The organism is Bacillus sp. J14TS2 (assembly GCF_018333015.1).
Lineage (GTDB): Bacteria > Bacillota > Bacilli > Bacillales > Bacillaceae_C > Lederbergia.
In genome coordinates this window covers 21,532-33,890 of record NZ_BORE01000029.1, presented here as the reverse complement: position 1 = coordinate 33,890, position 12,359 = coordinate 21,532, and the positions used below count along the sequence as shown (strand labels likewise).

The window sequence follows — 12,359 nt, the reverse complement described above, 5'->3', positions numbered from 1 at the left end:
AGTCTGGTGGCAATAGCGAAGAGGTCACACCCGTTCCCATCCCGAACACGGTAGTTAAGCTCTTCAGCGCCGATGGTAATAGGGGGCTTCCCCCTGTGAGAGCAGGACGTTGCCAGGCAAATGAAAGCACGGTCCCAGATCGTGCTTTCATCTAAACTATAATGTTTTATGATTAATATTTGCTTTACTAAAGATAATCATGTAATATGGTAATTGTCTTAAAATTTTTCACTATTTTATCGTCGCGGGGTAGAGCAGTCTGGTAGCTCGTCGGGCTCATAACCCGGAGGTCGCAGGTTCAAATCCTGCCCCCGCAATCATTTTATACATAATAATGAACGTTAGGTCCGGTAGTTCAGTTGGTTAGAATGCCTGCCTGTCACGCAGGAGGTCGCGGGTTCGAGTCCCGTCCGGACCGCCAATATTGCAAACGAACAATTGTGTTCGTTTTTTTGTTGTTTAAAAAAAGGATGAATTCGCTCCCTTCCTATATATGCTGAGAGATAATTAATCAAAGAATGAGGAAGCTTTTTTGCTCATTCTTTTTTTTTCGGGTAAACTTGTAATGAGCGATGTAAAAGGGGAATGACGAATGGCGAACTTTGAAATCAGGTCCAATCGACCAGAAGATACTTATTTAATAGCGAAAACAGTTGGAGAGCTCCTTGGTCCAAACGATGTGGTTTTACTTGAAGGTGATCTAGGAGCGGGTAAAACGGCCTTTACAAAGGGATTGGCTGTTGGATTGGATGTCCAAAGGACAGTGAATAGTCCTACATTTACCATTATAAAAGAATATAAAGGAAGACTCCCTTTATATCATATGGATGTATATCGAGTAGAAAATTCACTTGAAGATCTAGGATTAGAGGAATACTTTTACAATCAAGGTGTTTCTGTTGTAGAATGGGCCCATCTAATCGAAGAGCAGTTGCCTTCTGAGAATCTTACGGTATATTTATATCGTGAAGGTGAGATGGAAAGAAGGATTGTCTTCCAACCGAATGGAAAAAGGTATGAAGCATTATGTGAGGAGTTATGGAATGAGAATTTTAGCCATTGATACATCAAATGAAGTACTGGGGATTTCCTTGTTGGATGAAGTTCAAGTTATTGGTGAATATATGACGAACATGAAGAAAAATCATAGCATCCGTGTTATGCCGGCGATTGAAAAGCTGTTGTCAGATTGTGAAACAAAACCTACTGATCTAGATAAAATTGTCGTGGCCCAAGGACCAGGCTCTTATACAGGTGTACGAATCGGTGTAACGGTAGCGAAAACATTAGCGTGGGCTTTGCAGATTCCTTTAGTTGGTGTATCGAGCTTAGCAACCCTTGCCGCATCGGCTCATTATTTTGATGGGTATATTTCACCACTATTTGATGCGAGACGTGGTTTGGTTTATACCGGATTATATGAATATCAGGACGGGAAACTATGGACTGTTTTGGATGATCGTAATATATTGGCAAAAGAATGGGCTGAACAATTGCAAACAATGGAGAGACCCATTTTATTTATGGGAAATGATATTTCTATTCACCGGGAGCTTCTTACTACTATTTTGCATGATCAGGCATGCTTTGCAGAAATGACCGAACATAACCCTCGTCCAGGAGAGCTGGGCAGGCTGGGCTTAGCTGCAGAAGAAGTTTCTATTCATTCTTTTGTCCCGAATTATGCACGACTTGTGGAAGCCGAGGCTAAATGGTTAGAAAAACAGGAGCGTAAGAACTAATGGAATCATGTCAAGATCGCGGGGCAATCACTTATCGAGTGGCAACAGAAGCAGACGTCGAACAAATTGTCAAAATTGAGAATCAAGCTTTTACTGTGCCATGGCCAGCGGAAGCCTTTTATCAGGATATCCTAACCAATCGATTTGCCCTTTATCTACTGTTAGAATATGAGGGGAAGGTTGCGGGATATTGTGGTGTTTGGATTGTCATAGACGAAGCTCATATTACCAATATTGCTTTGTTTCCAGAATATAGAGGAAAAAGGTTAGGGCAAAACTTATTAAAAAAAATGATGTCGACTGCTAAAGAAGCTGGTGCAGAGACAATGACGCTTGAAGTAAGGGTAACCAATTTTCCGGCCAAATCACTTTATAAAAAGTTAGGTTTTCAAGAAGGCGGAATTCGAAAAAACTATTATACAGATAATCAAGAAGACGCATTAGTAATGTGGGTGAATTTATAAAATGGATAAAGAGTTGTTCATCTTAGGGATTGAAACAAGCTGCGATGAAACGGCTGCAGCTGTTATAAAAAATGGAAAAGACATTCTCTCAAACGTAGTAGCCTCACAAATTGAAAGTCATAAACGTTTTGGCGGGGTTGTACCAGAGCTTGCTTCTAGACATCATGTGGAGCAAATTACGATTGTGATCGAGGAAGCATTAAAAGAAGCAAAAGTTACGTTAGCTGATATTGATGGGATTGCGATTACAGAGGGGCCAGGTCTAGTAGGGGCATTACTTGTCGGAGTGAATGCTGCGAAAGCCTTAGCATTTGCGCATAATATTCCTCTCGTTCCAGTCCATCATATTGCAGGACATATCTACGCCAATCGCTTAATCACCAAATTAAAATTTCCATTACTTGCTCTCGTTGTATCTGGAGGACATACCGAATTGATCTATATGGAGAAACATGGAACCTTTAAAGTAATCGGTGAGACTTTAGATGATGCAGCGGGAGAGGCGTATGATAAGGTAGCGAGAACGTTAAAATTACCTTATCCAGGCGGTCCGCATATTGATAAACTAGCTCAGATGGGAAATCCTGCTATTGACTTGCCGCGAGCTTGGCTGGAGGAAGGATCCTACGATTTTAGTTTTAGTGGTTTAAAATCAGCTGTGATTAATACCCTGCATAATGCAGAACAACGTGGCGAATCGATTGCTAGTGAAGATCTAGCAGCTAGTTTCCAAGCAAGTGTCGTAGAAGTTCTAACAGAGAAGACTGTACGTGCTGCTGAGGAATACGATGTCCAGCAAGTGTTATTAGCGGGTGGAGTTGCGGCAAACCAAGGGTTGCGTTTAGCATTACAGGAGGCTTTTCAGTCACTATCAGCAATAGAACTGATTATCCCGCCACTAAATCTCTGTACGGACAACGCTGCGATGATTGCAGCAGCTGGATCGGTATTGTTTGAACAAGGCAAGCGCGGTAAAATGGATATGAACGCTTATCCAGGATTGGATATTGAAGATTTTTGATTTTAAAAACTTGTTAAATGATACTTCACCTAGGGATACAAATCATCTATGCATTTGTATCCCTATTTTTTTTTGGAAAAGGTAAGCCTTTTATTCAGTGAAAAAAAGTTATCTATGTGGTGGTTGGAGACAAAAGCTGGGTGGTGCGAAGTTGAATTACTTGATCATCTCGATTTCCTTATTAATTTCAACAATAGGATCTGTTTTGGTATTAAAAAGGAAAAATAATAAATTATTTAGTAGGCTGTCAGCTTTTGCTTTAAATATTATCATTTTAGGGGGAGCAACATGGATATTATATAGGGTTGATGATGAAATAAGGCTCTTTGGAGTGATACATTCAGAATACTACATGTTAATATTGGTTATTCCGATTATAACTTGGATAAACCTTTTGATTCTTCAATTTTTTGAAAATAGGAAATAAACCACTGCTACATAAATGCCATACTTTAACAATGGAGTTGAAAATGATGAAAAGATTAGCCATTATAACGGTAGGTAAAACACATAGTGGTAAAACAACTTTTGCAAGGGCTTTAGAACATAAGTTAAATAACTCTTTTGTGATGGATCAGGATAACCAAGCTGAATTTATAAATAATCATTATAAGAAACTACAACCAAAGCGGGGAGAGAATACGCTTAAATATACTCTTACAAGACAGATTGTCTCTTATGCTAAAGAGCACACAGATTTACACTTCATTATTTGTAATTCTAACCGTGGAAAAAAAGGCCGGCTGTACTTGCTAGAAGAGTTATTTCCAAAAGCTGAATTTGTCCGAATACTTGTCCATTTTGCTATTCCAGATCAAGTTCTTCAGGTCCGTGTAAACCAGAGTCAACGTAGCACGAATATATTGAGAACTGCTGCTAATTTTGAAGAGGTTCTTATGCGGCAGCAAGCTGACTCTCTAAAAGAAGATGTGACAGATCCAATAGAGGGAGAAGCAGATCACCTATTCGTGATTACAGATAAGGAGGAAGCAGCTGACGTTATTCAAAAAATTATTCATATTGCACAAGGGTCATGATTTGAATAAACATAGTGCGTTCAATTTATAACAAGAGGTGGCAAATGTATATTTCTCAACTAGAAAGTGAAAAACTGACAGATCAACAAATGACAAATCTGTTATTTGCTGGTATCGAAGATGATCAAAAAAAGGGAGATTGTATTTTTGTTGTGGGGAGTAGTAAAGCGACTACCTATCGATTACCTATAGCGGTGGAACTTTATAAACAAGGAAGAGCGAGGAAAATCTTGTTTTCCGGAGGTGTAAAGTGGCAAGGAAGTGATATCTCCGAGGCTATGACCTTAAGAAAGGAAGCGATAGCATTAGGTGTGCCTGAAATGGATATTTTAATTGAGGACGAATCTAGGCATACATTTGAAAATGTTCTTGCCTCCTTATTGGTATTGAATAGAGCATTCCATTTGCATAATATTGAAAGATTATTAGTTGTCACCACTTCTTATCATATGAGGAGATTGCATTTGACACTCAAAACCTATATGCCAAGCTGGATTGAATTTAGCCTATGTCCTGCCAATGATCGTAATACAAAAAAAGAAAATTGGTTTCTGAGTGAAAAGGGGAGGCAAAGAGTTCAATTAGAATCATCAAAAGTAATTTCTTATGTAAAGCAAGGGGCTTTGATCGATGAAAATATTAATATTTGAACTAAGGAGGTGAGCAACAAAGTTGTATCGGCATACAAAGAAGTGAATGATCATATAATAGATGGGGATTTGACTGGTACGGCAGAGGAGCTTTTACCATACGCAACAAAAGCATCCGTTAGAGCCGTGCGAACTGGTATTATTCCATATTAGGGGGAAAGGTCATGAAAAACATTGTGAATTTTTTCATATTCATTATTACAGCCTGTATTTTATTGGGTACATTATTTTTAGTAAATGGCGGCCTATCTCAAGAAGCGCTATTATTTGTCGGGATTATATTGATTATCATGTTAGCAGCCATTCTTGCTGTTTCTAAACTATATCCCGCCCATAAAATATGGCTATGCCTAGGGATCTGTGTAATAATATTGATATTATTTGTTCCGTGTTTTACTACGTTAAATAATCTACAAGCACCATTAGAGAGTGCAGTATTTAAGCAATTTTTATTGATGTTTGTTCTTATCCCAATCCTTTTTATTGGGTCCGTTATTTTAGCCTACCGTCACTACTTTATTAGGGACCGATAGATTAATAGACAAAATTGATTTATATATGATAGACTGAACGGTTTTTGCGTTCAGTCTATTTTTAATAGAAAGTATATCCATACGTACATCTGTTATGGACGTGAGAATACTTGGCAGTACAAATCTCTGAAAATTAAGTGGCGGGAGTATTTATCAACTGATCCAAAGCGCTGCTCAGGTCGTATTTATCTTAGGGATTGGGTTTGTAGCAGATTTTGTTTCATTACGGCAGACCATCGTTACTTTGTCACTTATTATGTTGCTATCATCCCTCACTTGCCTAGCCCCTCGAGGTCAAATAACCCTGAACCTATGAAGGGAAAAAGCCCCTTCCTAGGTTCAGGAACATTTGCTTGTCGGGGCTGATCAAGGTGCTAGCGCTTTTGTTCTGCAACTTAGATGATTAGAAGAAGTAGTACAAAAATACTTTGTTACCCCTCGATTCCGCATATGACTCTAGCTCTACCTCTTATGGATAACCAATTTACAAAAACTAGTATAATCGCACTTACTAATAAGTCTTCACGACGTATGATACCTAATAAATAATCTATTTGAAGGGAGGTTTACTGTTGCCAAAGGTATCCGTTATTATGACGAGTTACAATAAGCCAGATTATATTAAAAGTGCCCTATCTGCAATTTTAAGCCAAACGGAGAAAGACTTTGAACTGCTTTTAATGGATGATCATTCAAATGAGCAGACCCAGGAAGTCATCGCTCCTTTTTTAAAGGATAAAAGAGTTCGCTTTTTTAAAAGTAATATTCAAACCATTCAAGAACGCGTGGAGGAAACACGCTATGCTGTGCTTATTAATGAAGCGTTAGAAATGGCTAAGGGAAAATATATCACATATGCGACAGATGATAATGTGTATAAACCTCATCGTCTCCAGAAAATGGCGCAATACCTAGATCTTCATCCGCATGCGCAAATTGTTTATTCCGGTTCGAAAACGACATATTTAGATCAGAACGGTCAAAAGACGAAAGAAATAACACGACCGGCTTCCTCCATTACATGGATCGCTCCCTGTGCCTTGGATCATTGTGCCATGATGCATAGGGCAGCCATTCTTCCCATGATTAAAAAGAAATGGGGATCATATTGGGATGAAGATCCACAATTTTATCGTATTGGTGATGCACGCTTTTTTTGGCGATTGAACCAAGAGTGGCCATTCTATCCTATCAACGAAATGTTGGACGAAAACTTTATCACGCCAAGTTCGATTCATTATAAACTTTTTTCAGAGGAAAAAGATGAGTTTGCTCGTTTACTTCCAGAACAGCGCAATTGCAAAGAGCTTCGAGAAGATTTACGGAAAAGAAGGAGGTGATGGTGTGGATGTGTATTTGCGGAATTATTGGTTATTAAATTTGGAGTTTATCGATGCTTTTTCTGCAATAACGTATAAAAATATTCCCTTGCCGCTTTTAAGTAATTTTTATCATTATTTAGCTCCAACATTACAGACAGAAATGCAATCAGAGGATTTCTGCCAATATTCTTTACAAGATTTTAAAGAGGGAATGATCCAACCAGGGTTTGAAAAGTGGTTAGGTGCACTTAGAAAATCACCGCACACTCAACCTAAGCAAGGGAAGTTATTAATGAATTTTGATTATCTGCGTTTTACTGAGGAAAACTATCGTGCGTTTTCTCCAGAAACTACTTTGCTTTTAGCGAGATGGAGGATGAGGGAGCTTTATACCATTCCCATTATCAGTATGTTAGACAATATAAAGACTTCTCCACAAATTGCTCAGTCTTTCACGAGAAAGGCTAAGGCCATTTTTCAAGCGCATCATCAGCATCCGGCTTTTTCGAATCCAGTGTTTCAAAAGGGATTTTTAAAAGATATTCCACAAATGATTGAAAAAATTGATATGGTTTATTCCGTATTAAAAAGCAATCCTATTCAGGCAATATTAGTCGGAACAACAGAGGAATTAACAAGTCGTATTTTAGCGATTGTTGGTCATACATTAGGCATCCCTAGCTTTTGCTTGCAGCATGGACTGATTCTTGGAGAGGAGGCCTATTTACCTGCTTTTGCTTCTCATTATGTGGTCTATGGAAATTATGAGAAGGAGTGGTACCAAAGTAGGGGAGTTCCAGACAAACAAATTGCGATTGCCGGTCATCCGCGTTATGATGCAATTTTTACAACAAAGCATTTAAATAGGCAACAAGTTTTAAAGGGCTTGAATTTAAACACAAATAAAAAGACGATTTTCATGGCAACCCAGCCCAATAGCTCTTCTTTGTTTGTAGAGATTGCAAGCATCGTGGAAAAGCTCCCTAATATCCAAATCATCATCAAACCACATCCATGGGAGAAAGCAAAAAATCGAACCCAGCCCTACCAAGCTTTAGCAGAAAAGTATAAGCAAATCCAATATGTCACCTCTGAAGCCCCTCTATATAGTTTAATTTCAGCTTCTGATCTGGTTATTGTGGCGAACTCAACTGTTGGCTTAGAGGCCATGCTGCTCGACAGACCTGTCGTTATTTTTAAATCACCAACAGCCAATCGAGACTATCCTTATTATGACTCATTGGGAGATCTTGTTAAAACAACCACAAAGGAAGTACACGAAATCATTGCAGCCCTTTTGACTTCTCCCACTCATCAAAAAAATGTTAAACAAATTCGCAACCAATTTATCCACAATAACTATCCCATCCAAGCTTCCATGTCTACCCTTCAAAATTTTATAAAAAAGTGTGTTAAAGAGGTGTGACAGAGAATGTTTTTCCGAGGAAAGAAAGTGTTAATTATTGGTGGAACAGGCACAATTGGTCAAAGTCTATTGAAAAAAATCCTTCAAGAAGACCCGCAAGTTATCCGGATCTTCAGTAGGGATGAACAGAAACAATTTCTTATGCAAAATCAGTTTGCTGGCGATACCAGGCTTCGCTTTTTGATTGGGGATGTACGAAGCTATGATCGTGTAGAGAGTGCGATGGAGGAGATTGATTACGTCTTCCATACTGCAGCGATGAAGCATGTATCCTTCTGTGAATATAATCCATTTGAAGCGGTTCTCACGAATATCATTGGCACCTACAATGTGATCAAAGCAGCGCTTGCGCAAAAGGTGAAAAGGGTGATTTTTACAAGTACAGATAAAGCCATTTCTCCAACAAATAATTATGGAGCGACAAAACTAACCGCAGAAAAATTGATCACATCTGCCGAGTATTCAAAAGGGTCGGGTAAAACGATTTTCGCTAGTGTGCGTTTCGGAAATGTAATGGGATCAAGAGGTTCAGTGATTCCATTATTTAAAAAACAAATCCTTGAGAATCGGGAAATGACGGTGACAGATCAAAGGATGAGTCGGTTTATGATGACCTTGGACCAAGCTACAACTCTTACAATCGAAGCAATGAAAGTAGCAAAAGGTGGGGAGACCTTTATTTTAAAAATGCCCGTCATCTTATTGGGGGATCTTGTGCAAGTATTGAAGGAGGAAGTGGCGAATAAGTATGCGATCCCGCAAAAGGAGATCAAGCTCAAAGAAATTGGCTTACGGCCAGGTGAAAAGCAATTTGAAGAGTTAATGACGTATGATGAATCTCTTCATGCGATTGAACTGCCGAATATGTTTATTATCCCTTCCCCATTCAAGCCACTACCACAATATAAAAATGGAAAAAGGGCAAAACCCGGAAACTATCAATCTGGTGATCCAAAACCAATTGTGATCGAGGAACTTAGAAGATTGATTTTACAGGAAGAATTAATCTGAAAGTGTGGTTCAAAAGAGGGGATAAAAAGGACCAAGTCGGCTAAAGTCGCTGATGTTCCGTCAGCAACGCCGACACTATTACGTCGTGTACGTTGAAAGTTATACATGAGCAAAAGGAAAGCTTCAACGAATTCGCATCACACGAAGGAAAAGTGGTTTTCTCGGAGAAACAAGCCAACGAGATTCCTCATTCCACACAGGACGTGTCGGTACTTAGTCGAGGATCATGTATCTCGTAGCGTCATTTTTACCGGACTTTTGAACATCCTATGAAAGGAGCCGAGAGGATGAATATTTTAGTGACAGGTGGTACAGGGTTTATTGGGAGATGGGTGACAAGAAAATTATTAGAAGATCAGCATGATGTATGGGTGATCGATAATTTAGCTAATTCTAGTACAACCAATATAGAAGAATTTATCTACTCTGATCATTTCAAAGGATTTACAGAGGGGGATATTAAAGATAAGGGGATACTGAAGGAGTTATTTAGGAAGACGGATTTTGATATTTGTTACCACTTAGCTGCGAGTATCAATGTCCAAGATAGTATTGATGAGCCAAGGACAACGTTCGAGAATGATACAATTGGAACTTTTCATTTACTAGAATTGTGTAAGGAATACAAAACAAAGCTTGTTTTTATGAGTACATGTATGGTCTATGACCAAGCTTCTAACGCAAATGGAATTACCGAGTTAGATCCAATCAAACCAGCTTCTCCTTATGCAGGTGCAAAAATAGCGGCTGAAAATATGGTTCTGTCGTATTACTATGCGTATAATTTGCCTGTTGTCGTTGTTCGTCCCTTTAATACTTATGGTCCTTTTCAAAAAACTGGTGGAGAAGGAGGAGTCGTAGCGATCTTTATTCATAATCAGTTGGATAGAAGTCCTCTAAAGATTTATGGAGATGGAACGCAAACGAGGGATCTATTATATGTGGAGGATTGTGCCGACTTTGTTGTAACAGCAGGGTATTCCTCACAGGCTAATGGCGAAATTATTAACGCTGGAACGGGACGCGATATAGCGATTAATGATTTAGCTTTGCTGATCGCAAAAAATCCAGCACAAATTCAGCATGTGGAACATATTCATCCCCAAAGTGAAATCTCTAAATTGCTTTGTAACTATGAAAAAGCTAAAAAACTTTTAAAGTGGAAACCTAAAGTTTCCTTAGAAGAAGGAATCAAAAGAACAAGTCAGTGGATAAAGGAGTATGGGGAATCATGAGTCACTCATCGGAAATGCGACCTATTCGTCAGTCCTTATTACCATATGGTAAACAAAGTATCGATGAGGATGATATTGAGGCTGTTATCAATATTTTAAAAAGTGATTATTTAACCACTGGGCCGGAAATCGAGCGGTTTGAAAAGAGAATTGCGGAATATGTTGGAGCAAAATATGCTGTTGCTTTCTCAAATGGTACAGCAGCCTTACATGCAGCATGCTATGCAGCGGGGATTCAATCAGGAGATGAAGTTATTACCACCCCTTTAACCTTTGCGGCCAGTGCTAATTGTATCCTTTATCAAGGTGGAAAGCCTGTTTTTGCTGATATTGATGAACGAACATACAATATCGATCCGAAAGAAATAAAGAAGAAGATCACAGGCAAGACAAAGGCGATTATCCCGGTAGATTTTACCGGCCAGCCTGCTTTATTGGATGAAATCATGGCAATTGCTAAAGAAAATGACCTAGTTGTAATTGAAGATGCGGCGCATGCATTAGGAAGTATGTATAAAGGCAAGAGAATTGGTTCGATAAGTGATATGACCATGTTTAGCTTTCATCCTGTCAAGCATATTACAACAGGGGAAGGCGGCATGATTACAACTAATCATAAGGAGTATTATGAAAAGTTATGTCAATTTCGCTCCCATGGTATCACGCGCGATCGCGGGAAAATGCAGGTAGATCACGGGCCTTGGTATTACGAAATGCAAACTCTAGGCTTTAATTATCGCATAACCGATATCCAAGCGGCCTTAGGAAATAGCCAGTTAAACAAACTGGATAGATTTATTTCTAGGAGACGTGAAATTGCTGCTATCTACCAGGATGCATGGAAGGATTATAAGGAGCTGATTCTTCCATTTCAACAGGCCGATGGACAATCGAGTTGGCATTTATTTGTTCTCCGCATCAATTCTGATGCAGTACGCGTTGATCGTAAAACGATTTTTACTGAATTGACGGAACAAAATATTGGTGTGAACGTTCACTATATCCCGATTTATTTATTTCCTTATTATCAGGAACTTGGGTTTCCACAAGGATTTTGTCCTGTCGCAGAAAAGGTATATGAAGAGTTTATCACGGTCCCATTGTATCCAGCGATGACCCATGAAGATGTGCAAGACGTGATCGCGGCTGTAAATAGAACGATTCAAAGATATAAGAGGAGATAAAATGAGAAAAGTAGCTATTATTCAAGCGAGAATGGGATCGACACGGCTACCGGGAAAGGTGCTCAAGAAAGTTTTAAATAGGTCATTACTAGAATATCAACTTGAAAGAATTGCAAAGGCGAATGAGCTGGATGGTTATGTTGTGGCCACGACGACGAAAGATCAGGATCAGGCAATTGTAAAACTATGTGATAAACTCGGTGTTCCGGTGTTTAGAGGGTCTGAAGAAGATGTGCTATCTCGCTATTTTGCAGCGGCCTCTTATTATCAAGCAGATGTCGTTATTCGACTAACCTCTGATTGTCCACTGATTGATCCACATATAATTGATCAAGTGATTCAAAGGTATTGTGCGGAGCTAAATCATTATGATTATGTGTCCAATGTGCTCAAACGGACTTTTCCAAGAGGGATGGATATTGAAGTGTTTTCCTATGAGGCATTAACAAAATGTCATCAACTGGCGAAGCAAAAAGGTGATCGGGAGCATGTCACGCGTTTTCTATACCAGCATCCTAGGCAGTTTAAGCTTTTGAATGTGGAAAATAGCCAAGATCAAAGTGAGCATCGCTGGACCGTAGACACATGGGAGGATTTTAAGCTTATAAGAAAGATCATTGAGTCGTTCTATCCCCACCAACCAGATTACACAATGGAAGATGTGCTTACCCTCATTCAGATGAACCCGGAGTGGCGAGAAATCAATCGTCATATTAAACAAAAATAAATGAGGT

Annotated in this window: 15 protein-coding genes, 2 tRNA genes and 1 rRNA gene; all 18 read left to right on the top strand. The window is 39.1% G+C overall.

Annotated elements, in window-relative coordinates; genetic code table 11:
- Positions 1-2: 2 nt before the first annotated feature.
- The 18 genes from rrf (at position 3) to KI375_RS25975 (ending at position 12,352) form a co-directional block, all read left to right on the top strand.
- Positions 3-118, top strand: a 5S ribosomal RNA gene (rrf, locus tag KI375_RS26060).
- 125 nt (positions 119-243) lie between these two features.
- Positions 244-317, top strand: a tRNA-Met gene (locus KI375_RS26055).
- A gap of 27 nt (positions 318-344) precedes the next feature.
- A tRNA-Asp gene (locus KI375_RS26050) sits at positions 345-421 on the top strand.
- 171 nt (positions 422-592) lie between these two features.
- On the top strand, positions 593-1,063 hold the full coding sequence (tsaE, locus tag KI375_RS26045; protein ID WP_212976281.1) for a tRNA (adenosine(37)-N6)-threonylcarbamoyltransferase complex ATPase subunit type 1 TsaE: 471 nt from the start codon (positions 593-595) through the stop codon (positions 1,061-1,063).
- Complete coding sequence (tsaB, locus tag KI375_RS26040; protein ID WP_212976280.1) at positions 1,044-1,742, top strand: tRNA (adenosine(37)-N6)-threonylcarbamoyltransferase complex dimerization subunit type 1 TsaB; 699 nt, start codon at positions 1,044-1,046, stop codon at positions 1,740-1,742. Before tsaE ends, tsaB begins: the two co-directional genes overlap by 20 nt.
- Positions 1,742-2,206, top strand: a complete 465-nt coding sequence (gene rimI / locus KI375_RS26035; RefSeq protein WP_212976279.1) for a ribosomal protein S18-alanine N-acetyltransferase — start codon at positions 1,742-1,744, stop codon at positions 2,204-2,206. The genes tsaB and rimI overlap by 1 nt, the downstream gene beginning before the upstream one ends.
- Before the next feature lies 1 nt (position 2,207).
- On the top strand, positions 2,208-3,227 hold the full coding sequence (gene tsaD, locus KI375_RS26030) for a tRNA (adenosine(37)-N6)-threonylcarbamoyltransferase complex transferase subunit TsaD (RefSeq protein ID WP_212976278.1): 1,020 nt from the start codon (positions 2,208-2,210) through the stop codon (positions 3,225-3,227).
- 151 nt (positions 3,228-3,378) lie between these two features.
- Positions 3,379-3,654, top strand: coding sequence for a hypothetical protein (locus KI375_RS26025; protein WP_212976277.1), 276 nt, complete (start codon positions 3,379-3,381; stop codon positions 3,652-3,654).
- 46 nt (positions 3,655-3,700) lie between these two features.
- Complete coding sequence (locus KI375_RS26020) at positions 3,701-4,264, top strand: ATP-binding protein (RefSeq protein WP_212976276.1); 564 nt, start codon at positions 3,701-3,703, stop codon at positions 4,262-4,264.
- A 44-nt stretch (positions 4,265-4,308) separates the two neighbouring features.
- Positions 4,309-4,914 (top strand): YdcF family protein, encoded by a 606-nt coding sequence (locus KI375_RS26015; protein WP_212976275.1) that lies wholly within the window; start codon positions 4,309-4,311, stop codon positions 4,912-4,914.
- A 9-nt stretch (positions 4,915-4,923) separates the two neighbouring features.
- Positions 4,924-5,067: a hypothetical protein gene (locus KI375_RS26010; protein WP_212976274.1), complete on the top strand. Its 144-nt coding sequence runs from the start codon at positions 4,924-4,926 to the stop codon at positions 5,065-5,067.
- Positions 5,068-5,078: 11 nt separating this feature from the next.
- Positions 5,079-5,447: a hypothetical protein gene (locus tag KI375_RS26005; RefSeq protein WP_212976273.1), complete on the top strand. Its 369-nt coding sequence runs from the start codon at positions 5,079-5,081 to the stop codon at positions 5,445-5,447.
- Positions 5,448-6,019: 572 nt separating this feature from the next.
- On the top strand, positions 6,020-6,787 hold the full coding sequence (locus tag KI375_RS26000; protein ID WP_212976272.1) for a glycosyltransferase family A protein: 768 nt from the start codon (positions 6,020-6,022) through the stop codon (positions 6,785-6,787).
- 4 nt (positions 6,788-6,791) lie between these two features.
- Positions 6,792-8,195 (top strand): CDP-glycerol glycerophosphotransferase family protein, encoded by a 1,404-nt coding sequence (locus tag KI375_RS25995; RefSeq protein ID WP_212976271.1) that lies wholly within the window; start codon positions 6,792-6,794, stop codon positions 8,193-8,195.
- A 6-nt stretch (positions 8,196-8,201) separates the two neighbouring features.
- Positions 8,202-9,206 carry an SDR family NAD(P)-dependent oxidoreductase gene (locus tag KI375_RS25990; protein ID WP_212976270.1) on the top strand — a complete coding sequence of 335 codons (1,005 nt, stop codon included), beginning with the start codon at positions 8,202-8,204 and terminating at the stop codon, positions 9,204-9,206.
- Positions 9,207-9,493: 287 nt separating this feature from the next.
- On the top strand, positions 9,494-10,441 hold the full coding sequence (locus KI375_RS25985; RefSeq protein WP_212976269.1) for a dTDP-glucose 4,6-dehydratase: 948 nt from the start codon (positions 9,494-9,496) through the stop codon (positions 10,439-10,441).
- A complete protein-coding gene (gene pseC, locus KI375_RS25980) occupies positions 10,438-11,625 on the top strand; it encodes a UDP-4-amino-4,6-dideoxy-N-acetyl-beta-L-altrosamine transaminase (RefSeq protein ID WP_212976268.1) in 1,188 nt (395 codons plus the stop codon). The genes KI375_RS25985 and pseC overlap by 4 nt, the downstream gene beginning before the upstream one ends.
- A 1-nt stretch (position 11,626) precedes the next feature.
- Complete coding sequence (locus KI375_RS25975; protein ID WP_212976267.1) at positions 11,627-12,352, top strand: cytidylyltransferase domain-containing protein; 726 nt, start codon at positions 11,627-11,629, stop codon at positions 12,350-12,352.
- Positions 12,353-12,359: the final 7 nt, after the last annotated feature.